25 protein-coding genes are annotated in these 23189 nt (G+C 40.1%); 21 read left to right on the plus strand and 4 right to left on the minus strand.

The annotated features are described in order from the left end of the window. Positions 1–769 precede the first annotated feature (769 nt). On the plus strand, positions 770–1504 hold the full coding sequence (locus tag ACXYMX_RS06650) for a DUF2161 domain-containing phosphodiesterase (RefSeq protein ID WP_459043462.1): 735 nt from the start codon (positions 770–772) through the stop codon (positions 1502–1504). Positions 1505–1562: 58 nt separating this feature from the next. Here the strand turns inward: ACXYMX_RS06650 and ACXYMX_RS06655 are convergent, their stop codons facing one another. Further along, entirely contained in the window at positions 1563–1760 is a 198-nt protein-coding gene (locus ACXYMX_RS06655) for a hypothetical protein (protein WP_459043463.1), read from the minus strand. A 205-nt stretch (positions 1761–1965) separates the two neighbouring features. Between ACXYMX_RS06655 and ACXYMX_RS06660 the strand changes: the two genes are divergently transcribed. Then, complete coding sequence (locus ACXYMX_RS06660) at positions 1966–2685, plus strand: glycerophosphodiester phosphodiesterase (RefSeq protein ID WP_459043464.1); 720 nt, start codon at positions 1966–1968, stop codon at positions 2683–2685. A gap of 56 nt (positions 2686–2741) precedes the next feature. Here the strand turns inward: ACXYMX_RS06660 and ACXYMX_RS06665 are convergent, their stop codons facing one another. Further along, positions 2742–4034 (minus strand): M48 family metallopeptidase, encoded by a 1293-nt coding sequence (locus ACXYMX_RS06665; protein ID WP_459043465.1) that lies wholly within the window; start codon positions 4032–4034, stop codon positions 2742–2744. A 215-nt stretch (positions 4035–4249) separates the two neighbouring features. After that, positions 4250–5152, minus strand: coding sequence for an aldo/keto reductase (locus tag ACXYMX_RS06670; RefSeq protein ID WP_459043466.1), 903 nt, complete (start codon positions 5150–5152; stop codon positions 4250–4252). A 102-nt stretch (positions 5153–5254) separates the two neighbouring features. Between ACXYMX_RS06670 and ACXYMX_RS06675 the strand changes: the two genes are divergently transcribed. The 12 genes from ACXYMX_RS06675 (at position 5255) to ACXYMX_RS06730 (ending at position 15678) form a co-directional block, all read left to right on the plus strand. Continuing rightward, positions 5255–5800 carry an NUDIX domain-containing protein gene (locus ACXYMX_RS06675; protein ID WP_459043467.1) on the plus strand — a complete coding sequence of 182 codons (546 nt, stop codon included), beginning with the start codon at positions 5255–5257 and terminating at the stop codon, positions 5798–5800. Positions 5801–5854: 54 nt separating this feature from the next. Further along, entirely contained in the window at positions 5855–6370 is a 516-nt protein-coding gene (locus ACXYMX_RS06680) for a hypothetical protein (RefSeq protein ID WP_459043468.1), read from the plus strand. An 84-nt stretch (positions 6371–6454) separates the two neighbouring features. Then, complete coding sequence (gene fur, locus ACXYMX_RS06685; protein WP_459043469.1) at positions 6455–6904, plus strand: ferric iron uptake transcriptional regulator; 450 nt, start codon at positions 6455–6457, stop codon at positions 6902–6904. A gap of 131 nt (positions 6905–7035) precedes the next feature. Then, entirely contained in the window at positions 7036–7935 is a 900-nt protein-coding gene (gene xerD, locus ACXYMX_RS06690; protein WP_459043470.1) for a site-specific tyrosine recombinase XerD, read from the plus strand. A 20-nt stretch (positions 7936–7955) separates the two neighbouring features. Further along, positions 7956–9149, plus strand: a complete 1194-nt coding sequence (deoB, locus tag ACXYMX_RS06695; RefSeq protein WP_459043471.1) for a phosphopentomutase — start codon at positions 7956–7958, stop codon at positions 9147–9149. An 8-nt stretch (positions 9150–9157) separates the two neighbouring features. Next, positions 9158–10462: a pyrimidine-nucleoside phosphorylase gene (locus ACXYMX_RS06700; RefSeq protein ID WP_459043472.1), complete on the plus strand. Its 1305-nt coding sequence runs from the start codon at positions 9158–9160 to the stop codon at positions 10460–10462. 225 nt (positions 10463–10687) lie between these two features. Next, complete coding sequence (locus ACXYMX_RS06705; RefSeq protein WP_459043473.1) at positions 10688–11041, plus strand: anti-sigma factor antagonist; 354 nt, start codon at positions 10688–10690, stop codon at positions 11039–11041. Continuing rightward, positions 11031–11477 (plus strand): anti-sigma F factor, encoded by a 447-nt coding sequence (gene spoIIAB / locus ACXYMX_RS06710; protein ID WP_459043474.1) that lies wholly within the window; start codon positions 11031–11033, stop codon positions 11475–11477. The genes ACXYMX_RS06705 and spoIIAB overlap by 11 nt, the downstream gene beginning before the upstream one ends. A 3-nt stretch (positions 11478–11480) precedes the next feature. Further along, entirely contained in the window at positions 11481–12269 is a 789-nt protein-coding gene (locus tag ACXYMX_RS06715; protein ID WP_459043475.1) for a SigF/SigG family RNA polymerase sporulation sigma factor, read from the plus strand. Between the two features lie 4 nt (positions 12270–12273). Continuing rightward, on the plus strand, positions 12274–13713 hold the full coding sequence (locus ACXYMX_RS06720; protein WP_459043476.1) for a spore germination protein: 1440 nt from the start codon (positions 12274–12276) through the stop codon (positions 13711–13713). A gap of 94 nt (positions 13714–13807) precedes the next feature. Next, positions 13808–15136 (plus strand): diaminopimelate decarboxylase, encoded by a 1329-nt coding sequence (gene lysA / locus ACXYMX_RS06725; RefSeq protein WP_459043477.1) that lies wholly within the window; start codon positions 13808–13810, stop codon positions 15134–15136. A gap of 176 nt (positions 15137–15312) precedes the next feature. Beyond that, positions 15313–15678: a GNAT family N-acetyltransferase gene (locus ACXYMX_RS06730; RefSeq protein WP_459043478.1), complete on the plus strand. Its 366-nt coding sequence runs from the start codon at positions 15313–15315 to the stop codon at positions 15676–15678. A gap of 54 nt (positions 15679–15732) precedes the next feature. Here the strand turns inward: ACXYMX_RS06730 and ACXYMX_RS06735 are convergent, their stop codons facing one another. Then, the gene (locus tag ACXYMX_RS06735; protein ID WP_459043479.1) at positions 15733–16275 is read right to left on the minus strand and encodes a DUF309 domain-containing protein; all 543 of its coding nucleotides are present in this window, start codon (positions 16273–16275) and stop codon (positions 15733–15735) included. Between the two features lie 47 nt (positions 16276–16322). On the opposite strand from ACXYMX_RS06735, the gene ACXYMX_RS06740 reads away from it, so the two are divergent. From ACXYMX_RS06740 to ccsB, 7 genes are all read left to right on the plus strand, one after another. After that, positions 16323–17087 (plus strand): segregation/condensation protein A, encoded by a 765-nt coding sequence (locus ACXYMX_RS06740; RefSeq protein WP_459043580.1) that lies wholly within the window; start codon positions 16323–16325, stop codon positions 17085–17087. Beyond that, a complete protein-coding gene (scpB, locus tag ACXYMX_RS06745; RefSeq protein WP_459043480.1) occupies positions 17074–17667 on the plus strand; it encodes an SMC-Scp complex subunit ScpB in 594 nt (197 codons plus the stop codon). Before ACXYMX_RS06740 ends, scpB begins: the two co-directional genes overlap by 14 nt. 60 nt (positions 17668–17727) lie before the next feature. After that, positions 17728–18729, plus strand: coding sequence for a D-alanyl-D-alanine carboxypeptidase family protein (locus ACXYMX_RS06750; protein ID WP_459043481.1), 1002 nt, complete (start codon positions 17728–17730; stop codon positions 18727–18729). Positions 18730–18863: 134 nt separating this feature from the next. Then, positions 18864–19595: a pseudouridine synthase gene (locus ACXYMX_RS06755; RefSeq protein ID WP_459043482.1), complete on the plus strand. Its 732-nt coding sequence runs from the start codon at positions 18864–18866 to the stop codon at positions 19593–19595. A 165-nt stretch (positions 19596–19760) separates the two neighbouring features. Next, on the plus strand, positions 19761–20285 hold the full coding sequence (gene resA / locus ACXYMX_RS06760; protein ID WP_459043581.1) for a thiol-disulfide oxidoreductase ResA: 525 nt from the start codon (positions 19761–19763) through the stop codon (positions 20283–20285). A 15-nt stretch (positions 20286–20300) separates the two neighbouring features. Beyond that, the gene (gene resB / locus ACXYMX_RS06765; RefSeq protein ID WP_459043483.1) at positions 20301–21953 is read left to right on the plus strand and encodes a cytochrome c biogenesis protein ResB; all 1653 of its coding nucleotides are present in this window, start codon (positions 20301–20303) and stop codon (positions 21951–21953) included. Further along, positions 21953–23137, plus strand: coding sequence for a c-type cytochrome biogenesis protein CcsB (gene ccsB / locus ACXYMX_RS06770; protein ID WP_459043484.1), 1185 nt, complete (start codon positions 21953–21955; stop codon positions 23135–23137). The genes resB and ccsB overlap by 1 nt, the downstream gene beginning before the upstream one ends. Positions 23138–23189 lie beyond the last annotated feature (52 nt).

A 23189-nucleotide genomic window follows, 5' to 3' on the forward strand; every position in this document is an offset into this window, starting at 1 on the left:
GGAACGCGTCCGCTCGGAACGGAAATCAGCGGTTAATAGGATTTATCCAATATATTTATAAAAAATGACGTTAGTGAAATTCCATCCCTTTCTCTTTTATTAGAGAAGGGGATTTTCTTTCACCAACGTCATAAATTGTACAACCGTTTATTGAGTTTACTCTTTTTTATTTATTCATGTAAAGGTGTAGCTTGCTCCCGTAACGCTGGGTTTATTCCCGTAACGATGTGGTTTGCTCCCGCAACGGCGAGTTTATTCCCGTATCGGGTTTAATCCCTTTTTTATTCCCGTAACGATGTGGTTTGCTCCCGCAACGGCGAGTTTATTCCCGTATCGGGTTTAATCCCTTTTTTATTCCCGTAACGATGTGGTTTGCTCCCGCAACAGCGAGTTTATTCCCGTAACGCCGCTCGTTGTTCCCGTATCGGTGGTAATCCCTGTTTCATTCCCGTAACGATGTGGTTTGCTCCCGCAACGGCGAGTTTATTCTCGTAACGCCGCTCGTTGTTCCCGTATCGGCGGTAATCCCGTTTTATTCCCGTAACGATATGGTTTGCTCCCGCAACGGCATTTTTATTCCCGTAACGCCGCCCGTTGTTCCCGTATCGGTGGTAATCCCTGTTTTATTCCCGTAACGATGTAGTTTGCTCCCGCAACAGCGAGTTTATTCCCATAACGCCGCCCGTTGCTCCCATATCGAGTGAAATCCCGCAACACCATTTATCACGCACTCTCCCTATATAATTCATTAAAAAGTAGGTGATGGAAATTGAGTAAGAATGACAAAAGGCTTTATGAAACAGACCTATATGAGCCAGTGAAACAACATTTTTCAAATCTAGGATATGATGTCTATGGTGAAGTAAATCACTGTGACCTCGTCGCTTTAAAAGAAGACGAGCTGGTCATTGTGGAACTTAAACTCAGAGCGAATATGGAATTACTTATTCAGGCGGCAGTGAGGCAACGTTTAACAAATCTTGTGTATGTAGCAATACCTAAGCCGAAATTCAGTCGGCGGTCGATGAAATGGAAGGACCTTTGTTATATTTTTAGAAGATTAGAATTGGGTTTAATCGTTGTATCTTCTATCAAAGAGGAAACGAAAATCGAAATCATCCAAGAACCAGCACCTTTTGACCGAGATAAAAGCATGATGCTGAGTAAGAAAAAACGGGAAGCGATGCTGAAGGAGATTAAAGGGAGAACCGGTGATTTTAATATTGGGGGAAGTAGCCAAACGAAGATTATGTCCGCTTATAAAGAAACATGTATACATGTAGCTTGTTGTCTTGCCCAATTTGGCCCTTTAACACCAAAGGATCTTCGTGAAATGAATACTGGTGAGAGAACAACACGTATTCTCTATGAAAATCACTATGAATGGTTTGAACGAGTAGCGAGGGGTTTATATATGTTGAGTGACAAAGGTAAGGAAGATTTACTAAATTACCCCGACTTGGTAGCGCATTATTCCAATTTAATTAAAGAAGTAAAAGATTAATTTTAAAAAGGCATACCGGCTTGGACTCCGGAAAATGCCTTTTTAACGCAAATCAATTTTATTGAAGTAGTTCGATGAGTAGGATTAAAGTGGCAAGTGCAATTGCGCTCGAAGCTAGTATTTTATGGGGAGTTCTTAAGCAGAGTAGGCCTAAAATTAGTGAGATGCTCCCGAACCAGTAAGGAGCCTGAAAAAGTCCAATCGCCATCATTAGAATTGCAAACCATCCTAACCAAAAGCCATACGTAATTTTCATAGAAGTTATCTCCATTCCTATTATTAAGAACGATACAAAACCTAGTGGGTATCGTTCCTATAGTTTAGTATATGCGGAGTAGTTCAAATGAATTAATAAAGGGGAAGGCAGGATGTAGTTACTAATAATTTGGTGGAATAGGGTAATAACTGGTATATTTAAGGTGTAGAAAAATCTATGTACTGAATGGGAAGGGGTTTGAGGAATGGATATATACGCACACCGAGGATCTTCGGGAACGCATCCTGAAAATACACTTGCCGCATTTAAAGAAGCAGCTCGATTGCCTGTGTACGGGGTAGAATTTGATGTACATATGACAAAAGACGGCGAACTGGTAATTATTCACGATGAGTCGATTAATCGAACGTCAAATGGCAAAGGGTATGTGAAAGACATGACCTTTGCAGAGTTAAGAAAATTTGATTATGGTAAGTGGTTTTCATCTGACTTTGAAGGAGAAATGATTCCTACACTCGAAGAGGTATTTGCTGTATTTGCCTCTACCAACCATCATCTAAATATTGAATTAAAATCGGATATATTTCCGTATGAAGGAATGGCGAAAAAAGTAGTTGATCTTGTTTATACGCACGGATTACAAGACCGAGTTGTTATTTCCTCATTTGATCATGAAACGGTTCAACTTGTGAAACAACTTGCACCTAATATCGAAACGGGAGCGTTATTTATGGAAGTACTGGTTTCTCCTACGGCGTACATTCGTAAAATACCCGCAAATGCACTGCACTTATGCTTGCCGGCAGCTTTACGAAAATCCGCAAAGGAAGCCATTGAGGAAGGGATTCCCGTTCGCGTCTTTACCGTAAACGAAGAAAAGTATGCGGATTTACTTTTACAAGCCGGTATCCACGCAATCTTTACAGATTATCCTGAGAAAATGCAAGCGTACCTAACTAAATGATAAGTTAAATGAAAAATGGAGCCATATACCCAAAAGGGCCTGGCTCCATTTTTCTGTTATCCATTTAATTCATTTAACATAAGTTCGAAATCCTCTATGCTATTCACGTCCAAATAAGCCAATGGACTATCACCTTCTGGATCTTCAATTGTTGGATCTGCACCAAATGCATATAAAAGGTCAGCAATATCATATGTTTCATTGGATAATGCAGCAGTTAGTGTCGTGGAATAATCGTCTGAATCATTCGGATTAGCTCCGTTTTCTAATAAAAACTTTGTGATTTCAAAATCCCCATAGTACACGGCATAATGAAGCGCAGTCGTGGAGTCATCATCTTTAGCGTGAATATTTGCGCCTTCATCTACCAGCTTTTGAACTAAAGTTAGTTCGTTATCCATTGCGGCATCCATCAGGGGTGTTGTATTTGTTGTAAAGAATTCCATTTCATTGGCGTCGTCCCAGTCAGCAAAAACAGCTGAAAAGAATCCGATACTTAATGTTAAAGCGACAATCGATCCAATATAAGCAACAGTCACAATGCCTCCGAAAATCGTTGCACCTATTGCTATTTTTCTTGTGTTGGGTTGGAAATTTGGCGTTCCTTCGACTTGCATAAATTGACCGACTGCTTGAATCCTTTTTGGCAATAAAGGATGGGTAGATAATAATTCCGCAAACCAAACGACGGCATTTGATTCACTATTGATTTGTTCTAGATAAGCAACTTCATCTATTTCTTTGTAAAGCTTTTTTCCAATACTTAAAATTGTGAGTGCACGTTTTGAGGCTGCGCCGTCTTGTATGTAATACGCTGCTTTCCGGTCACATGTATATTCACATGCTCGGCTGTATGCTTGAGAAAGAAAAGGAACAAAATTGGCAGGTAGCACGAGAATGCTTTTCCAAACATGTCTGCGTTTAACGTGTGCCAACTCATGGGCAATGATAAAATCGAGTTCCTTCTCGCCTTGTTGTCGGGCTAATTCAAACACTTCTGAATAAATGACGACCATGTTTCGTCCGAGAAAACGTGTGGCAAATGCATTAAAGGCACCTTCCGAATGAATAACAAACACATCTGGTACACTATTCAAATTCATCTTTTTTGATAAATCAACGACCCGTTCATATACGTCTGGAAATTGCCTTTCATTCACTCGAACCCCGTTACCACGTATGTTACCAAGCATAATGGCGTTTGAAAATAAGAGCAATCCCAATAAAACGAGTACAATCCCAATCCCGATAAGACTGATTGCAGCAATAATATAAATAAAGATACTAATAATGACGCTAAAAATGAAATAAGGTGTTTCTTTACTAGAGGTTAATGCTTGCGAGTTCAATAGATATTCTCCTTTGATTAAGTAATATTTTACCATTCAAAGTTAAATACTAAAGATTTGAATAGATATAGTCAATAGGGATTAATGCATGAAAAAACAAGTCTTTATAAGACAATGCACCTGTAGAATAAATGCATAGTTTCACAGCATGGTTTACTTCATGAAAGGCTATGCATCTTTATTCTTTAGGTGTCTACTTTAATTTAAGAAGGTGTTTACAGTCTATGCTCTTTATACTGATGAACAATCGCAATTTCTTTCAGTCGTTCCAGTTCTTCATGCGAACATCCTTTTTCATACGCAAGTACAGAATCCAATAGTTGTTCCACTGATCGTGCTCCAACAAGTGCCGAAGCAATCGTTTGCTCTTGTAAGACGAATGCAATGGCAGCAGCATGTAGGTCTTCTGAAGCCTCGTGTAGTTCCGCTACCGTTTTCTTCAACTCAACATTATCATAATCGACGAATCCTTTTGAGGACGAAGCGCGTTCGAGTCCTTCGGCAGTCAAGTAACCTTTAGCAATTGTTCCTCGTGAGATTACGGAAGCAGCTGCATTGTAAATCATCGGAAACCATTCTTCGGGTTTTCTATCGAGTAAATTATATTGCATCATGACAGAAACGGGCGTCCCTTTTTCAAGAAACCGCTGAATAACAGTTGGACGAATCGATGAGATTCCATATTGGCGAATCAGCCCATCTTTTTTTAAAGCTTCAAACGTATCGATTGTTTCATCGACCGTGTCTTCCATCGTTCCTCCGTGAAGTTGGTAGACGTCAATATAGTCCGTTCCTAATCGATGTAAACTTTCTTTAATAGCCTTTTCAATATGAGTCCTAGAAGGATCCCATGTCCAGCTCTTCCCATCCGGATTCATTTTGTTGCCAACTTTTGTTGCAAGAACAATTTCCTGACGTCTTCCTTTAATGGCTTGTCCGACAAGTTCCTCGTTTTTACCGGCCGCATATAAGTCGGCGGTATCCACGTAATTTATTCCTGCATGAAGTGCTGCGTCAATAATGTTTTTTGCTTCAGTAACGTCGTCGCCGAAAGACATGCAACCGAGCCCAATTTCCGAAATGTATAGTTCACTTTTACCTAACTCTCTTTTTTTCATCCGTGCACCTCCATTTTGTTCCATGTTACAATGAATGCGTGAAAAGTGAAAGTTGATCGCTTAATTAGAACGAGAAAAGGGATTAGAAAGTAGGGAGTCAGAGTGTCAAAATATGAAGAAAAAACAATCAAGAGTGAAATGATTTATCAAGGTAAAATTATAGATTTGCGAGTGGATGACGTTGAGTTACCTGATGGGAAATTAGCGAAACGTGAACTCGTGAAACATCCGGGTGCGGTTGCGATTATCCCAATTACTAGCGAAGGGAAACTAATTCTTGTAAGGCAATATAGAAAAGCCCTCGAAAGAGAACTGATTGAAATACCTGCCGGAAAGATCGATTTTGGCGAGGAGCCTGAACGAACTGCGAAAAGGGAATTGGAAGAAGAAACGGGTTATGCAGCTACCGAATTTACCTATCTTCAATCCTTTGCAACCTCTCCCGGGTTTGCGGATGAAATCATTCATTTATATGTGGCTGAATCGTTAGTCAAAGTTGAAGAACCTGCTGCGGGGGACGAAGATGAATTCATTGATGTTTTAGAAGTTTCGATTGAAGAAGCAGAGGTAATGGTAGCGAACGGTCAAATCTATGATGCCAAAACCGCATTTGCAGTTCTTTATGTAAAAAATCTTTCGAGAAGATGACCTAATTTAGAACGGACAAGCATATGTTGTATAAATCATGCGGAGGTGCAATCTATGGTCCGTTCTTTATCTTTTATCCACTTGTTTGTCGTCCTTGCAGTTGGTTATATTGGGGGCACGTTGTTATATAGAGAAATGACGATAGATGCGATGGAAAAGCTAATTGTTATTTTTGATGGACGTGTCGTCTACGGTCATGACGTAGGTGCAATTAGGCCTATCCTTACGACCCTATTATTTTTTATTGTTGCTTTTCTGTTCTCGTTGGTAAGACAGCTTCGGTTTGCTGTTCTGATTTTTGGGGCTTTGAAAGCTGCTGTGTTTGGGTTATGTTCAGCTTATTTACTTGATAAAGGTATGAAAATCTTAGACTACTCGATTTGGTGGTTCCCATTTCAATTCATGTCCTCACTCTTATTTTTAGCCTACTGCGCAATTTTGAATCCGCCATTTTTTCTAGGAAGAACAACACGTGACAAGCGTAACGACAGGGCATTACTATTTGTAATTGCGCTGACGATTTTTGTGACAATAAGTGAAATGCTCGTGTTCTATTATTTATTAAAATAGCCAATCATTTTGATAAAGCTCCCTTTATGTTGTCATAGCGAAACCTCATTTGTTATAATGAATACAGTTTGAGGGGGGCGTTAAATGGAAAGCCGGATTGAGCGTATAAAAAAGCAATTGCATGGCGCTAGCTATAAGTTGACGCCTCAGCGTGAAGCGACGGTTTTGGTCCTCCTTGAGCACGAGGATGACCATCTAAGTGCAGAAGATGTATTTTTACTTGTAAAAGAAAAATCACCAGAAATTGGACTTGCTACTGTATATCGTACGCTTGAATTGCTGACAGATTTAAAAGTTGTAGATAAAATTAATTTTGGTGATGGTGTTTCAAGGTTTGATTTACGCCAAGAGGGAGCTGGACATTTTCACCACCACCTAATTTGTATCGAATGTGGTGTGGTAGATGAAATAAAAGAAGATCTTCTCGGGGATGTTGAAAAAATTGTGGAAAGTCGCTGGGATTTTGCAATTAAAGACCATTGGCTGACATTCCACGGGATTTGTAAACGATGTAAATCGAATGAAGAAAAATAACAATTAGACAGGGATAGCATAACGCTGTCCTTTTTGTTATTAATCTAACAGTATGGTTCTTTATAAAGTGAGGTGTGGGAGTTGTTAAATCTGCAAAATGCAGGATCGGGTTGGATGGCTTCCTGTAGAAAATGAAAGATGCTTATTTTGGACTCGAAGATTATATGCATTTTTTGAAGGTTGAACGCCAATTAGCGGACAATACGATTATTTCTTACCGACGTGATTTGGAAGATTATCTAGCGTTTATGAAAAAATCAGGGTTTTCATCTATTGAGGCGATTGATCGGGCAGACTTGCTTACCTATTTACAGAAGCTCCAAGGGGAAGGGAAGTCGGCACGAACAATTTCAAGACACATTTCTTCCGTTCGTTCCTTTCATCAATTTCTCCTTAGGGAAAAAGTAACTACAACAGACCCAACAGTCCATTTGGAATTACCTAAGATTGATCAGAAGTTACCTAGAGTCTTATCTATGGAAGAAGTCGATCTGCTTATCAAAAGTCCGGATTGTACTAAGCCCCAAGGAATTAGAGATCGCGCACTCTTGGAAATATTGTATGGAACAGGCATGCGTGTAAGCGAATTAATCGGACTCGACTTGGATGATATTCATCTTTCAATGGGGTTTGTTCGAGTGTTTGGTAAAGGCGGGAAAGAACGGATTATTCCCCTCGGTGGCCAAGCAATACAAGCATGCAAACGGTATGTAGAAGAGGCCAGACCTGTATTCGTTGCTAAACAGCGAGGTGCAGATGCCTTGTTCGTTAATATGAGGGGAAACCGTCTATCTAGACAAGGTTGTTGGAAACTTTTAAAGGCGCATGCGTTATCTTCGGGGATCAAAAACGAGTTGACACCCCATATTTTACGTCATTCATTTGCTACCCATCTTATTGAAAATGGGGCTGACCTAAGAGCCGTTCAAGAAATGCTTGGACACGCAGATATTTCAACAACACAAATTTACACACATGTGAGTCGTTCACGTTTGAAAGAAGTTTATGTGAAATTTCATCCGCGAGCTTGAAAAAATAGGAGGTTGTTAGTATGGAAAAACAGCAATTTAAAAGAGTTCATTTAGTCGTACTAGATTCTGTAGGCATCGGAGAATCGCCTGATGCCCATCTATTTGGGGATGTTGGTGCAGACACATTAGGTCATATAGCCGAAGAAATGAACGGGTTACATATGCCGAACCTAGCGAAATTGGGCTTGTCAAATATTCGTGAAATCGAAGGTGTCCCTGTAGCAACGAATCCAATGGCTTGTTATGGAAAAATGCAAGAAGCTTCTGTTGGAAAAGATACGATGACTGGCCACTGGGAAATCATGGGTTTGAATATTGACAAACCATTTAAAGTATATCCTGATGGCTTTCCTGAAGAATTAATCAAACAACTTGAAGAACGTACGGGTCGAAAAGTTATTGGAAATAAACCTGCGAGTGGAACTGCGATTATTGAAGAACTTGGACAAGAGCATATGGAAACAGGCGCAATTATTGTTTATACATCTGCAGATCCTGTTTTGCAAATTGCAGCACATGAAGAGATTATTTCGATTGAAGAACAATACAAAATTTGTGAAATAGCTCGTGAGTTGACTTTAAATCCAGAGTTTTTGGTTGGGCGAATTATTGCTCGTCCTTTTATCGGAGAACCAGGAAGTTTTACTCGTACGACAAACCGTCATGACTATGCGTTAAAACCGTTTGACCGTACAGTAATGAACGAACTGAAAGACTCGAATTATGATGTTATTGCAATCGGAAAAATTTCCGATATTTATACAGGTGAAGGAATTACCGAATCTGTACGAACGATTAGTAATATGGATGGTGTGGACAAATTACTTACTGTGATGAAAAAAGATTTTACGGGGATTAGTTTTACAAACTTGGTTGACTTTGATGCGTTGTTTGGGCATCGTAGAGATCCGATAGGCTACGGTGAGGCGCTTGAAGAGTTCGATGTGAGGCTTAAAGAAGTCATGGATGCACTTCGCGAAGACGATTTACTAATCCTTACTGCAGACCACGGGAATGATCCTGTCCATGCTGGAACCGACCATACACGCGAATACGTTCCGTTACTTGCGTATTCTCCGTCATTTAAAAGTGGTGGTGAACTTCCGCAAAATGAGACGTTTTCTGATATCGGAGCTACAATCGCAGACAATTTTAACGTGAAACTTCCTGAGTATGGGAAGAGTTTTCTTTCTTTATTAACTGAGAAGGTGTGAATTAGACGATGAGAATGGTAGACATTATTGAAAAGAAACGTAATGGTGAAGTGTTAACAGAACAAGAAATCCGTTTCTTTGTTGATGGATATACGAACGAGACGATTCCAGATTATCAAGCAAGTGCTTTTCTAATGACGATTTATTTTAAAGGGATGAACGAAGAAGAACAAGCTTATTTGACAATGGCGATGGTAGAATCGGGCGATCAAATCGATTTGTCTGCAATTGAAGGCATCAAAGTCGATAAACACTCAACTGGTGGTGTAGGCGATACGACGACGTTAATATTAGTGCCACTCGTTGCTGCATGTGGTGTTCCTGTAGCTAAAATGAGTGGACGCGGCCTCGGACATACAGGTGGAACGCTCGATAAACTTGAAGCGATTGAAGGCTTCCATATCGAATTAACGGAAGAAGAATTTGTGAAACAAGTGAATGATCTTAAACTGGCGGTCATTGGACAAAGTGGAAATTTAACACCTGCGGATAAAAAACTCTATGCGTTACGTGATGTAACCGCAACGGTTGATAGCATTCCGCTTATTGCCAGTTCAATTATGAGTAAAAAAATTGCAGCAGGAGCTGGAGCGATCGTCCTCGATGTTAAAACGGGTGACGGCGCATTTATGAAAACTGAAGAAGACGCGGTTGCTCTTGCACATTCAATGGTCGCAATTGGTAACCGTGTTGGAAGAAATACGATGGCAATTATTTCAGATATGAGCCAGCCACTAGGAAATGCGATTGGGAATGCGCTTGAAGTGAAAGAAGCGATCGATACGTTAAAAGGGGAAGGTCCTGAAGATTTAACGGAGCTTTGTTTAGTTCTTGGCAGTCAAATGGTTGTTGTCGGAGGCATGGCAGAAACGCTTGAGGAAGCCCGTGAGCTATTAAAGGCTGTGATTGCAGATGGATCTGCACTTGAGTTGTTTGGTCGCTTAATCGGAGCTCAGGGTGGGAATCCTGAACTGATTCACAATCCAGCTCTCCTTCCTACTGCAAACTATCAAATTGAAGTATGCGCCGAAAAATCTGGTTTCGTTACTAAGATGGAAGCGGATGATATTGGTGTAGCAGCAATGTTGCTCGGGGCTGGAAGAGCAACGAAAGAGGATGAAATCGATTTGGCGGTCGGCATCGTTTTGAAAAAGAAAGTTGGAGATGCAGTTCAAAAAGGTGAACCGATTGCTGTGATTCATTCGAACACGGAAGATGTCGAACAATCCACAGCTCTATTGCAAAAACATATTTTTATAGATGAAATTGCAGTTGAACGTCCTCAACTAATCGGAAAAATTATTACAGATTAATACTATAAATCGGAAGAGTTACTCATTTTCATTGAGTAGCTCTTTTTTTGTTGCTATGAAATTAACAGATTGATGTGTAAATCGCTTGAAGGAAGTACATACTTTCATCGGAGAGGGCCAATGTCGAATTATAAGAGGTTTCGTCTACATTTAACTAGTTCTGTCATGTCAAAGGAATCATCTCCTTGGATGTTGAATGAGTGGGCATGAAGGAGGGGGTTCAGCATGGCTGACATTGAAATTACAGACGATCGAATCTTAGTTGCAACATTACGTGGGGAACTTGACAATCATGAGGCAAATCGCATCCGTGCGCACATCTCTTCATCAATTTTCACGGGGCAAGTTCGCGCTGTGATTTGGAATCTTGAAGGGCTTGGCTTTATGGATAGCGCAGGTATAGGTCTTATTTTAGGGAGAATGAGGGATTTAGCTCCATTAGATGGTGAAACACTTATTTTGAATCCTACATCGACAATGGAAAAAATATTCAACTTTTCTGGTCTAGGGTCAAATATTAGACATTGCACGGTTGAAACAGCAATCGGGGAAATTGGAGGGCTTGTACATGAACAATGAAATGACGCTATCTTTCGTTGCAATCGAGGAGAATGAAGCGCTTGCCAGAATCGCGATGACCTGCTTCATTACTCCGCTCGATCCAACACTCGAGGAGATTTCTGAATTTAAGACGATTGTGTCAGAAGCGGTAACAAATGCGATACTACACGGTTATGAATGCGACGGGAGAAGCCTTGTAACGCTCCACGCGACGATTGACGATCAGAAAGTGACAATGACTATTAGTGACGAGGGGGCAGGCATAGAGAACCTTGAGCAGGCAATGGAGCCGATGTTTACAACGCGACCGTATATGGAGAGATCGGGGATGGGATTTACGATTATGGAAAGCTTTTCCGACAAATTATCTGTTGAATCGTTCGTTGGAAAAGGGACGGTAGTCAAATTTGAGAAAATGTTTTCCCCGGTAACGGAAACGAGTAGAATGAGGTGACTTATGGAAACGTCCGTTGAAAAACAGCATGCTTTATTGTCCCAGGAGAAGATGAGGGAACTAATTAAAGTGTCACAGGCAGGAGATAAAGAGGCAAGGCGAATGATGGTCGAAGGAAATACTCGATTGGTTTGGTCCATCGTTCAACGATTTGCTTCGCGCGGAGCCGATCCGGAAGATTTGTTTCAGATTGGCTGTATAGGTCTTATGAAATCAATCGATAAGTTCGATTTATCTTATGAAGTGAAGTTTTCAACTTATGCGGTTCCGATGATTGTTGGAGAAATTCAGCGTTTTCTAAGAGACGATGGAATGGTGAAAGTAAGCAGATCCATTCGGGAATTAAGTTTTAAAATTCGCCACGCAACGGATAATTACATCAAAGACACCGGGAAATCCCCGACACTTTCCGAAGTAGCTAAAATTTTGGAGGTGACACTAGATGATGTCATTCTTGCTTCGGATGCGCTTAGAGATCCGGCGTCCTTACACGAACAATTGTATGAGAATGAAGGCGACAGTCTTACGTTAATGGATCAACTTAGAGACGACCGTTCGGAAAGAGTGTTTGATCATATACCTCTTAGAGATGTTATTTCGAAATTGAATAAAAGGGATCAAACGATAATTTATATGCGCTACTATTTGGATTGCACGCAAAGTGATATTGCTGAACGTATTGGCATATCACAAGTACAAGTTTCTCGATTAGAGAAGAAAATCCTGGCCCAATTAAAGCTATGGATGGGTGCGAGTGCAGAAGAAAGTATTTTAAACGCGAGGATGGAATAATGCGATGAATAAATTGTTTGGGTCACTAAAAGAAGGAGAGGCATGGTTTAACAACTGTTTTGATACCGAAAAAACATTTGACGCTACTGCGAGAGTTGTCCATTTGTGGAATATGCCTACATTGCTGTTGTATATGAATGGATTAGTAGATGGAAATATACTAACAACCCTACTGACAGAAATGCAAGCTGGAACCGACATGGACGAAGCGAGTGATGAGGAGCGTTTTCTATCATTTTTTCCATATCAATCCGTCTCACCTGTAAAAGACATCGACGAGTTATTAACATCAATTTTGAGTGGCCAATCGGCATTTATCACCCCACAAGGGTATGCCTTTACAATTGACGCACGTTCTTACCCAGGTAGGCAACCGGAGGAACCGGATAATGAGAAAGTCATTCGAGGTTCAAGAGATGGTTTCACAGAAAATATACTTCAAAATACAGCACTTATACGCAGAAGATTGCGCACTGAAAAACTACGTTACGAGATGCATAAAACGACTGTGAATGGAAAGACGGATATTGTCATTGCCTTTATGGATGGGGCTGCAAATGAAGGGCATCTTACGTATATTCGTGAAAGGCTCGATGAAATTCACCATGATGGATTGACGATGACGGATAAGTCGCTTGAAGAGTTTCTTTTCAAGCAACGATTTCATCCTATGCCTTTCGTTCGATTTACAGAGCGTCCGGACATATGTGCGGCACATTTATTAGAAGGTCATATTGCAATCATTGTAGACACATCACCTTCCGTTATCATCGTGCCTACAACGTTGTTTCACCATTTGCAGCATGCAGAAGAATATAGACAGGCTCCTCTAATCGGAACGTTTGTTAGAATCACTCGATTTATTGGAGCCGCAATGAGTTTGGTACTACTTCCGTTTTGGTTTTTACTTGCTACGCAACAACACTACTTACCAGACGCTCTGAGCTATATTGGACCGAAGGATCTCGGGGAAGTCCCGTTAATCATTCAATTATTAATTGCTGATGTTGGAATTGAAGTGTTAAGAATGGCCGCCATCCATACGCCTACACCAATGTCGACCGCCATGGGTTTAGTTGCGGCGATTGTCATTGGACAAGTTGCCATTGATGTAGGTTTATTTACACCGGAAGTTGTATTGTACGTTGCGGTTAGTGCAATATTGACCTTTGCAATCCCTTCCTATGAATTAAGCATTACAACAAAGGTATTTCGAATTGGTATTTTGTTAGCTACAGGATTATTAGGGGCTCCTGGATTTTTCTTAGCAATAACCGGCTTATTCTTCTACTTATGCACGCTACGACCGATGGGAGTACCGTATCTTTGGCCTGTCGTTCCGTTCTTCCCACGTGGTTTTTTGAGGATGTTGATTCGCTTTCCTGTAACTGCTGACGTGCCTCGTCCATTCATTACAAATTCACCAAAAAGAGATCGTGTATAAGTATATTTTTCAAGCTATCCTCATTAGTTGATTGCATCCTTCCATCCGACTATGATAAAGTTTTAGAGAGTTATCTTCGGAAGGAGGATGCTTTATGCATCTGTACGGTACGCAATCGCGGAGTGACAAAGGCCATTTAACAATTGGCGGTGTCGATACAATAGAATTAGTTCAGACATATGAAACTCCACTTGTTGTTTATGATATTGCATTGTTTAGGGAACGAGCGAATGCTTTTAAAGAAACATTTCGAGATTTAGGTATCCGCGCTCAAGTTGCATACGCGAGTAAGGCGTTCTCATCGATAGCAATTTATGAAATTGCTGAAGAAGAAGGACTTTCACTTGACGTTGTGTCGGGCGGAGAGCTATTTACGGCAATACAAGCTGATTTCCCACGTGAGAAAATTCATTTCCATGGGAACAATAAAAGTATTTCTGAGTTAAACTATGCGTTCGATGAAAAAATCGGTTGCATTGTTATCGATAACTTTTCTGAAATCACTTTAATTAAGGAAATTGCTGAATCTCGCAAAGAAAAAATGAATGTCTTAATCCGTGTAACTCCAGGAGTGGAAGCACATACACACGACTATATTACAACGGGTCAAGAAGATTCTAAATTCGGTTTTGATTTGAAAAATGGGCAAACGGATGAAGCTTTTCTACAGTTGTACAATCATGAATATGTCAATTTACTTGGTATGCATTGCCATATTGGCTCTCAAATATTTGAAACCGATGCATTTCGTTTCGCAGCAGAAGTACTTATGGATAAGATGATTGCTTGGAGAGAGAAATACGATTTTACTTGTAAGGTATTAAATCTCGGCGGCGGCTTCGGTATTCGCTATACAGAAGAGGACAAGCCCCTTCATCCATCTGAGTATGTTAAAGAGATGGCTACAATTGTATTGGCGATGACAGAAGAAAATAAGTATCCGATTCCAGAAATATGGATCGAACCAGGTAGATCGCTTGTTGGAGACGCTGGAACAAGTCTTTATACAGTAGGGAGTTCCAAAGAGGTTCCAGGAGTTCGTACATATGTCGCAGTTGACGGGGGCATGTCTGATAATATCCGACCTGCACTTTACGGAGCCAAATACACTGCTGTAACTGCAAATCGAATGAACGAACCTCATTCGGATAAAGTAACGATAGCAGGTAAGTGTTGTGAGTCTGGAGATAAGTTAATAGAGGAAGCGTACCTGTCTAAACCTGTTGAAGGTGATACTGTCGCAATTTTTTGCACAGGAGCATATGGTTATTCGATGGCTAGTAACTATAATCGCCTTCCAAAACCTGCAGTAGTTTTTGTGGAAGACGGCGAACATCAGTTAGCTATACGTAGAGAAACTTACGAGGATCTCACTCGACTTGACATCCCTTTACGAAATCGGAAAAGAGGGGGGACAAATTGAGGAAACGTAATATTACCTTACTCATAGTAATCCTTGTTGCTGCCCTTGGTTGGGGTGCGATATACTGGTATTTTGTCGTACCGATTATTGATCCACGATAACCACTTATAATTGAAAAAATAGCTTCGTTGGTATAGGATAAACGAATGATTTTCAGAAAAGAAGGGGTTTGAAAAATGCTTTTACGATATAAAAAGTCTTATGAGAAAATTGCGATGGGTTTACTTTCTTATATGCCTGACGAAAAAAATGTGAAAAAACTGCAGGAAACGATACACAAATACGAAACAGTAGCCGAGTGGCAGTTGTATCTCTTAAAATCAGGTGAAGATTTCATCGGATTGATTGGTCTAGAGATGGCTGAGGATAGCTATACATTGCTCCATATTTCAGTTAACCCATCTTTTAGAGGCGAAGGAATTGGTAGGGAAATGGTGTCCAAGTTAAATGCTCTCTATCCGAATAAAAAATGTATCGGAACTGAATACACTGAATCTTTTTTAGAAAAATGCACGCTAAAAGAGGAAGAAGCAGAAGATTAAACTCTGCACTTCCTCTCTTTTTTTCGCCTAAACGTATTCCTTAGTAGCCGCTGACTAGTTTTCTCCTAGTGACTGCCTGTATCGAGCGGTTCCTTCCGATTTTGCCTTTTCGCGTGCAAGTAGTATATCTGATCGGTCCCGAAGCATATGTTTATGAAGAACTATGTCACTTCCGAAAGGCAGAAGTGTCATAGTTGGTCTAACTTCGTATACAAGCAATGTTAGTTTAGATGATGAAATACTAATTAGAAAAGGTTCAAATGATTCGTTACTCTCCAATCGTTGGATTGTTTGACCAAGGTTTTTCATCAGTTGCTTACCGTCAATCCCTTTAGTAAATTCCGAAAAACCACTTGAAGGGTGCGTCATTTTTGCATATGCTTTTTGAAGGGTTCGAAGTGCACCTTTCGTATTGCCTCTTCGAAAATGGTACAATCCAGTGGCTAATAGGATGAACGTAGTGAGTGGATGTTCTTTTGTGGAGTTTGGAATGGACTTCCAATATTCTTCAAGAACTTCATGACACTCAAAATAATCTTGATTTTCATTGAAATAAACAATAAACTGAGCAAATAGTGGATGCTGGAGCGGTTGCATTCAATCAATCCTTTCTAAACTATAGAATGATAGGCGGGTGGCGTATGATGTTATATAAAGTGAAGCTTGATGCTTTTGAAGGTCCATTAGATCTATTATTACATTTAATTAATCGGCTTGAAATAGACATCTATGATATCCCAATGGCAGAGTTGACGCAACAATACATAGAACATCTTCATGCTATGCGTGTATTAAAGCTGGATGAACTGAGTGAATACTTAGTGCTCGCAGCAACTTTGCTGGAAATTAAAAGCAAAATGCTTCTTCCAATTCATGAAGGTGAAGAGTTTGATGATGATCTAGATTTTGATATGGAAGAAGATCCCCGTGACGAACTCGTAGCGCGACTAATAGAGTACAGGAAATATAAAGAAGCAGCGATTAGTCTGAAAGAGTCTGCGGATGTAAGGTCGGATTATTTCACGAAAATACCCGAGGATTTATCACAATTTGGAGAAGTTGTTGCGGTTGGAACGGAAGAGAACTTAAATGTATTTGATTTAATAGGCGCTTTTCAAAAAATGCTCTCGCGTAAACGATTAAAAGCACCATTAAGTGCAAGTATAACGAAAACAGAACATTCCGTTGGAGATAAAATGGACGATATTATGGAACGATTGCAACGAAATGGAGGAACATGTGACTTCTATTCCTTATTTGACGAGGAAGATACGTCGGCTCTCGTAGTTACCTTCTTATCGTTGCTTGAATTAATGTTACGACAGGACATTCATGTTGAACAAGGAAACAACTTTGATAGGCTAACAGTTTCATTTAATGGGGAGGCAAATCTGAATGGAAATACATGACCGTCTGGTAGCAATGATTGAAAGTTTTTTATTCATCGCCGGAGATGAAGGGTTGACTAGTAATCAATTGCTGGTGTTAACCGAACGGAAAGAAGGTGAAGTTCATCAGGCGCTTGAACAACTTCTATTAAGCTATGAGCACAGGAATACGAGCGGCATTACATTGAAGCAATTTGGCGGGGCTTATCGACTTGTTACGAAGGCGGAATACGCGGATGACATTAAACGTTTGCTTGAAAATCCTTCTCCCCAAGCAATCACGAAGGCTTCACTTGAAGTACTTGCAATCATTGCCTACAAGCAACCAGTCACTCGTGTTGAAATCGATGACTTGCGGGGCGTGAAATCAGATGGACCGATTCAAACGCTCATCTCAAGAGGATTTATCATGGAGAAGGGGCGATCTGAAGGGACAGGACGTGCAATCTTATACGGTACGACGGATTTGTTCCTCGACCGTTTTGGTCTTGAATCACTTGACGGTTTACCTCCACTTTTATTGGAGGAAGAAAATGTTGCAGAGGACACCGATTTGTTTATGACGCAGTTCCAAGAAGTATTTACGTTAGAGAATGAATAAGGAAGGTTATCCTTCCACTAAAATAGATAGAACTTTAACTCACCTTTAAGGAGGCATACGTTGTTGAAACGGACACTAGTCATTGTCCTATTTTTTTCATTGTTTCTCATTGCGGGTACGAAAGAAGCGTCAGCTCGCCAGGCGTGGGCTGTGATTGATGCGGATACGGGAAGATTATTGATGGGGTCGAATGAACATGTTAGACTTCCGATTGCTAGTTTAACAAAAGTTTGGACTGCGTTTACCGTTTTGGAAAGTGGAGCAACAAACGGGGAAGTTCATATTTCTCCAGAAGCTGCTTCTGCGGAAGGGTCGTCTATATACTTACAACAAAACGAAGTGGCCGATGTTGAAGGTCTTCTTTATGGATTAATGTTGCGTTCAGGGAATGACGCTGCTTATGCATTGGCAGAACATGCAGGGGGATCTTTTGAAGGCTTTGTTGATTTGATGAATGAAAAAGCACTTCTTTACGGTCTAAAAGACACCGTATTTACAAATCCATCAGGGTTGCACGGTGATGCGCATTTATCAACTGCCTATGATACCGCACGAATGTTTTACCATGCCATGCGAAATGAAAAGTTTAGTGAAATCGCTTCGACACAAAACTATGTTTATCAAATCGGGGAAAGAACGTATAACTGGAGCAATAAACATCGACTCGTTCGTTCTGTCCCAACTGCGATTGCGGGAAAAACCGGATTCACAAAAGCTGCTGGACGAACGCTTGTAACGTACTTTGAAAAGGACGACAAAAGAATAATTGTAGTTACGTTAAATGATGGAAATGACTGGCAGGCACACCGTAGTTTTGCGGATCAGACGTTTTCCACATACAAAATGGTGACAGTTGCAAAAAAGGGAACGTACGCGATACTTCCGGGAATTAAAGGAGAATTGGAAGCGCCAATTCGACTATTACTGAAAAAGGGCGAAAAGAAGGAAGTGGGTCATGTTGTTCGTATCCCGCAAGGAGACGACTCGATGACTACGGGAGTTTGGACCGTTTCGTTCGACAATGAAAATTTAGTTTCCGCACCTATACTCATAAAAAAGTAGGCAACTGCGTTTTAAATAAAAAAATGGAATTGTGTCTAATTCAAGAAGACTTCCTTTAATCGGGACAGTCTTCTTTTAATTTGGCGTAAAGTGTGACATAATTTTTCAGAGAACCTAAGGACGGAGTGACTATAATGGAAAGACTACAAAAAGTAATGGCACAAGCGGGTGTCGCATCTAGGCGAAAATCAGAAACTCTTATATTAGATGGAAAAGTAAAGGTAAATGGTGTTGTCGTAACTGAACTTGGTACGCGTGTTTCAAGTTCAGATGCTGTCGAAGTTGAAGGTGTACAAATTGTTAAAGAAGAGCCTGTCTATTTTCTTTTGTACAAGCCAAGAAGTATAATTTCTACTGCGCATGATGAAAAAGGAAGAAAGACGGTACTTGATTTATTTCCTAATGTAGATAAAAGAATATTCCCAGTCGGAAGACTCGACTACGATACATCAGGTGTCATTATTATGACGAACGATGGAGATTTCTCTTATTTAATGACTCACCCAAAGTTTGAAATACCTAAAAAGTATGTGGCAAAAGTAAAAGGCATTCCACATCGTGAAGCATTGAAGAAGCTAGAAAAAGGAATTGATTTAGAAGACGGTAAAACTGCACCTGCCCATGTTAAAATCCGGACAGTTGATAATAAGTCAAAAACTGCACTTATTGAAATTACAATTCATGAAGGAAAAAATCGTCAAGTTCGCCGGATGTTTGAAGCAATTGGGCATCCTGTTGAAAAGTTGCGTAGAGAATCATTCGCAATGTTAACGACTCATGGTCTTAATGCCGGAGAAGCTCGTGAATTAACGTTACATGAAGTTAAACAACTTCGGGTACTCGCCGAAACCGGGAAAATCGGCTAATGTAATTTTCCGGAACGATTGGGTGAGAATTAGGAAGAATATCCAATCGTTCACAGACCTTTCAAATATGACAACAGTTATTGGACTTCATTTTGTTATACTCAAAGGAGATTATTGTTTTAGGAGGTAATTGATTTGACTAAAGCGAACGAAAAGGAACGAGCAATGATAAAGAAACGACAAAAACGTCTTGTCGTTCGAACGATTGTTTTACTTCTTCTTGTTTCAGCTGTTATTTATACAATATTTACGAAAGATAACTCAAAAGCTCTAGCAGTTGGCGACTCTGCTCCTGATTTTGAACTTACGGATCTTGATGGTGTCACGCATCGTCTTTCAGATTATCGTGGAGAGGGTGTTTTTCTGAATTTCTGGGGAACATGGTGTCCTCCCTGTAAAGAAGAAATGCCTTATATCGAAGAACTTTATGAAGAGTTTGAAGAAAAAGGGGTTCGTACAATTACAATCAGTCTTAAAGATACAGCCTTGAGTGTTAAAAATTTCCAGAATGATAACAAGCTAACTTTTCCAATTGCGCGAGATACGACAGAAGCTGTAAAAGAAGCGTATAAGTTTATCCCGTTGCCAACAACATTCCTTATTAATAAGGATGGTAAAATCGAGAAAATCATATCACAGGGAATGACAAAGGATGAAATTAGATCCTATATGACGAGTATTCAGCCCTAGTAAGGAGTAATTAAAGTGAGCAAAATCAAATGTCAATGTGGTCATGAAAACCCGTTTGGTACAGTGCTTTGTGAAAAATGTGGACGTCCACAAACCGAAGAAGCTAAAAAAAGCGACGTTGTAGATATGCGTTACGAAGGTTCAGCTCGAAGATCGCAAACCTATAAACGGACGATCGTCGATAAAGTATGGAACTTCTTTTCAAGCGTAAAAATTGGAATCAGTATCATCATAGCTGTTCTTACAACATCAGCAATCGGTACGATATTTCCACAAAAGCTCTATGTCCCATTTAAAGTTGAAGCGGATATTGCCGCATACTATGAGAGGTTGTACGGCATTCCAGGCGTTATTTATTATAAATTAGGTTTTCATGACATGTATAACAGCTGGTGGTTCATAATTCTTATTGGAATGCTCGGTACGTCTATTATTATCGCGAGTGTGGACCGAGTAATCCCACTTTACAAATCTCTCAAGCTTCAGCGAACAAAACGCCATTCATCCTTTATGAAAAGACAAAGAGTGTATGGAATAGGTAAAGTTGAAGATGCAGATAAATCACTTTTGAAAGCAGAAGAAAAACTAAAAGAACTTAAGTATAATGTGAAGATTGAAGACGGAGCAATACTTGCCGAAAAAAATCGTTTTTCAAGATGGGGTCCTTATGTTAATCATACGGGTCTAATCATCTTTCTTTTAGGTGTTTTACTCCGTGGTGTCCCTGGTTTTTATGTCGATGAAACGATGTGGTTGCGCGAAGGTGATACACGCGCAATTCCAGGTGCAAGTGGTTACTTTTTAGAGAATAAAGAATTTATCGTTGAGTTTTATACGAAAGACGAAGCCGATGAGGTGTTTGGAACAGCTCTGGACCGCGTAGGCTCTGTTGCGAAGAATTTCCAGACAGACGTCTCGTTGTATAAAACGGAACAAGACGGAATTCCGGGTCAAGAAGAAAAAATGGTATTTGAAAAAGATTATTCAATCGTTGTAAATAAACCGCTGACATTTGACGGCTATTCTGTTTTCCAAATGGATTATCGGTTAAACGAATTGAAATCGATGACGTTTCAACTCATAGAGAAAGAAACGGAAAAATCGTATGGTGCTTTTACAGTTGATTTGACAAATCCTGAAAAGTTATATGAATTTGAAGACGGTGCATCTGTCGAATTAAAAGGGTTTTATCCAGATTATGATGGGTTTCAAGATGGCGAGCCACACTCTAAAACGCCAATCCCGAACAATCCAGCATTTATCTTTAAAATGGTTACCCCTTCAAAACCTGAAGGTGAAATGAGTTTTGTTGAAATTCAAAATACATTTGAAACAGAAGAAAACACCAATAAGGTTGCTTTTGTGAGTGCCGAAATGCGGGACATTACAGGACTAACCATCCGAAAAGATAAGACGCTTTTCATCTTATTATTCGGTGGGGTTATCTTTATGGTCGGCGTATCCATGGGGTCTTACTGGAACCATAGACGTATTTGGATTCAAAAAGGTGAAGGTAATGAAATGCTTGTTGCTAGTCATACGAACAAAAACTGGTTCTATTTGAAAAAGGAACTGAACGAAGTAAAAGAATTTGCTAATTTGCCAAATTATGCAGATCGAGAAGATACAGATTTGAAATTGGACGATCAGGAAGGAGAGTTTAACTAATGGAATTAGCGACATTAAGTTCAAATCTATTGCTCGTTTCTTTTATCGCCTATCTTGTCGCAACACTGTTTTTTGGTGGGGCGGTAAAAGGCGCAAAGTCAGTAGCGACTTATAAAAATAATAGATGGGGAAAAATAGCTATCGTTATTACGATTATCGGATTCCTTACCCATTTAGGTTATTTCTTTACCCGTTGGATAGCATCTGGACATGCACCGTTAAGTAATATGTTTGAATTTACGACCGCTTTTGCGATGATGCTAGTGGGTGCTTTTATACTTTTGTTTTACTTATATAAAACGCCATCACTTGGTCTGTTTGCATTGCCGATTGCAATTATCATCATCGGTTACGCAAGTATGTTTCCAACTGAAATTACGCCGCTTATTCCAGCACTACAAAGTTATTGGCTATGGGTTCACGTAAGTACTGCGGCGCTAGGTGAGGCTATTTTAGCAATTAGTGCGGTTGCAGGACTTATCCTCCTTCTAAAAAATGTTGACATGACGAAGAAATCCAAGGAACGTTTTTGGCTAGAATCCGTTATGTTCACTTTAGTATTAGTAATTGGATTTATCGTTTCATCTTCTGCATTTGCATTGTCAGGTTATGAAGCAGAATTCACATTTACAGATAAGAATGAACAACCAGCCAAAATGGTTTATCATTATCCGCCACTATTTGGTATGAATGAATCGGTTGCTGTCACGCCGGATCGTATGACGCCATGGGTAGAGATGCCACCAATCGTCAACGCGAAGACGTTAACGACATTTGTTTGGTCTGTAACAACAGGAATCGTTCTTTACTTATTAATGAGGCTAATTCTTCGTAGGCCGATTGCAGCTCTCTTCCAACCGCTTGCTAAAAAGGCGAATACGCAGTTAATGGATGAAATTGGTTACCGATCCGTTCTGATTGGATTTCCAGTCTTCACTCTTGGAGCACTCATTTTCGCAATGATCTGGGCGCATGAAGCATGGTCAAGGTTCTGGGGTTGGGATCCAAAAGAAGTATGGGCACTTATAACATGGCTCTTTTACGCAGCATTCCTTCACTTGCGACTATCCAAAGGATGGGAAGGTAAGAAATCTGCTTGGCTCGCAGTAATTGGGTTTATCATTATTATGTTTAACCTAATTGCAGTTAACTTAATTATTGCAGGTTTGCATTCTTACGCTTAAAAATAAACGTGGTTAAGGAGATTGTGTCGCAAATATGAAGGGTGAATTTTAC

This window comes from Sporosarcina sp. CAU 1771 (assembly GCF_054482775.1).

Excerpts from the sequence above, each read along its gene's own strand:
- ACXYMX_RS06670 (WP_459043466.1), bottom strand. The coding sequence starts at position 5,152 with ATGAAAAAAAGAGAGTTAGGTAAAAGTGAACTATACATTTCGGAAATT.
- deoB (WP_459043471.1), top strand. The coding sequence starts at position 7,956 with ATGGAAAAACAGCAATTTAAAAGAGTTCATTTAGTCGTACTAGATTCT.
- ACXYMX_RS06680 (WP_459043468.1), top strand. The coding sequence starts at position 5,855 with ATGGTCCGTTCTTTATCTTTTATCCACTTGTTTGTCGTCCTTGCAGTT.
- scpB (WP_459043480.1), top strand. The coding sequence starts at position 17,074 with ATGGAAATACATGACCGTCTGGTAGCAATGATTGAAAGTTTTTTATTC.
- ACXYMX_RS06735 (WP_459043479.1), bottom strand. The coding sequence starts at position 16,275 with ATGCAACCGCTCCAGCATCCACTATTTGCTCAGTTTATTGTTTATTTC.
- ccsB (WP_459043484.1), top strand. The coding sequence starts at position 21,953 with ATGGAATTAGCGACATTAAGTTCAAATCTATTGCTCGTTTCTTTTATC.
- fur (WP_459043469.1), top strand. The coding sequence starts at position 6,455 with ATGGAAAGCCGGATTGAGCGTATAAAAAAGCAATTGCATGGCGCTAGC.
- ACXYMX_RS06755 (WP_459043482.1), top strand. The coding sequence starts at position 18,864 with ATGGAAAGACTACAAAAAGTAATGGCACAAGCGGGTGTCGCATCTAGG.
- ACXYMX_RS06740 (WP_459043580.1), top strand. The coding sequence starts at position 16,323 with ATGTTATATAAAGTGAAGCTTGATGCTTTTGAAGGTCCATTAGATCTA.
- ACXYMX_RS06720 (WP_459043476.1), top strand. The coding sequence starts at position 12,274 with ATGAATAAATTGTTTGGGTCACTAAAAGAAGGAGAGGCATGGTTTAAC.
- ACXYMX_RS06660 (WP_459043464.1), top strand. The coding sequence starts at position 1,966 with ATGGATATATACGCACACCGAGGATCTTCGGGAACGCATCCTGAAAAT.
- ACXYMX_RS06715 (WP_459043475.1), top strand. The coding sequence starts at position 11,481 with ATGGAAACGTCCGTTGAAAAACAGCATGCTTTATTGTCCCAGGAGAAG.
- spoIIAB (WP_459043474.1), top strand. The coding sequence starts at position 11,031 with ATGAACAATGAAATGACGCTATCTTTCGTTGCAATCGAGGAGAATGAA.
- ACXYMX_RS06730 (WP_459043478.1), top strand. The coding sequence starts at position 15,313 with ATGCTTTTACGATATAAAAAGTCTTATGAGAAAATTGCGATGGGTTTA.
- xerD (WP_459043470.1), top strand. The coding sequence starts at position 7,036 with ATGAAAGATGCTTATTTTGGACTCGAAGATTATATGCATTTTTTGAAG.
- ACXYMX_RS06700 (WP_459043472.1), top strand. The coding sequence starts at position 9,158 with ATGAGAATGGTAGACATTATTGAAAAGAAACGTAATGGTGAAGTGTTA.
- ACXYMX_RS06655 (WP_459043463.1), bottom strand. The coding sequence starts at position 1,760 with ATGAAAATTACGTATGGCTTTTGGTTAGGATGGTTTGCAATTCTAATG.
- resA (WP_459043581.1), top strand. The coding sequence starts at position 19,761 with ATGATAAAGAAACGACAAAAACGTCTTGTCGTTCGAACGATTGTTTTA.
- ACXYMX_RS06705 (WP_459043473.1), top strand. The coding sequence starts at position 10,688 with ATGGCTGACATTGAAATTACAGACGATCGAATCTTAGTTGCAACATTA.
- lysA (WP_459043477.1), top strand. The coding sequence starts at position 13,808 with ATGCATCTGTACGGTACGCAATCGCGGAGTGACAAAGGCCATTTAACA.